We start from the raw sequence: 1,338 nt of genomic DNA, 5'->3' as shown, positions 1-1,338 counted from the left end.
GACGCCAGCGGCGCGACGGCAGCCGTTACCGTCGACCTTGCATCCGGCACCGCCACCGGCGCCGATATCGGCAGCGACAGCCTTGATGGCATCGAGAACGTCATCGGCAGCGCCCATGACGATACGATTGGCGGCGACGCCTGCGACAACCAGCTGACCGGCGGGGCCGGCGACGATGTGGTCTCGGGCGGGGCTGGCGACGATGTCGTCATCGTGCTCGCCACTCCGGCCGCCGACGGCAACGACGTCTATGACGGCGGGGCCGGCTGCGACACGCTCGACCTGTCGGCGCTGGTCAAGATGGTGATCGCCGACATCGAGGCCGGCTATGCCGAGGGCGAGGAGATCGGCCGCGATACGATCCTTGGCTTCGAGACCATTCATGGCGGCTCCGGCGACGATCGGTTCTCCGGCGGCAGCGGCACCGACATCCTTTATGGCGGGGGTGGCGACGATCAGGTGGCCGGGCGCAGTGGCGACGACCACCTGGTCGGCGGCGACGGTGATGACCGGCTCGACGGCGGTTCCGGCGACGACGTCTTCATCGTGCTCGCCCGCAGCGGCAACGGCGGTGATGACGGCGACGACCGGATGGATGGCGGCAGCGGCAGCGATTGCTACGATGCCTCGGCCACCGTGCTCGGCGTCGTCATCGATCTCGAGCGCGGCGAGGCTTCCGGGGCGGAGATCGGCGACGACGCACTCCTCGACGTCGAGAATGCCAGCTGCGGCTCCGGCGACGACACGATCATCGCCTCGGCCCGGGTCAACGTGCTGATCGGCGGCGACGGCAACGACGTCTTCGTCTTCCAGTCGCTTGCCAGTCTTGCGAACGACGGCGCCGGCCATGACGAGATCCTCGACTTTAGCGTCGGCGACCGCATCGATCTCTCCGCGCTTGGCCAGTACGGCACGCTGACCTTCGCCGGCCTGCAGATCGACGGCGACACGCCGCAGATCGGCTCGATCACCGTCTTTTACGAGGCGCTCGGCGACGACACCCGCACCGTCGTGCGCACCATCGTCGACCTCGACCATGACGACGACCTGCAGATCCTGCTGCGCGGCCATCACGAGCTGACCGCTGAGGACTTCATCCTCGCCGCCATCGAGCCCGGCCAGGTCACGGCCGACAGCCAGCCGATGGGGCAGGCCTGATGCCTCTCCCCCGGGGAGGCCGTCTGGCCTCTCCCGACAATGCCAGAAAGACCATGACTGCAAGACAATGCCAGAAAGACACCGACAGCAGACCACGACGACAGGACAACAAGGCCAGCAAGGCTCCAGGGGAACACCGCGATGATCACCACCACCAGCGACAAGACCGGCACCGACAAG

The 1,338-nt window shown here is 67.5% G+C and carries 1 protein-coding gene; it reads left to right on the top strand.

Annotation, left to right across the window (positions count from 1 at the left end; genetic code table 11):
- The coding region (locus FHT77_RS31100; protein WP_183759305.1) for a calcium-binding protein at window positions 1-1,158 on the top strand (1,158 nt) is incomplete at its 5' end.
- Window positions 1,159-1,338: the final 180 nt, after the last annotated feature.

Origin of the sequence: Rhizobium sp. BK181 (assembly GCF_014193305.1) — a bacterium.
Lineage (GTDB): Bacteria > Pseudomonadota > Alphaproteobacteria > Rhizobiales > Rhizobiaceae > Rhizobium.
Note: the sequence above shows the minus strand (reverse complement) of the source record. Positions and strands in the feature narration are given on the sequence as shown.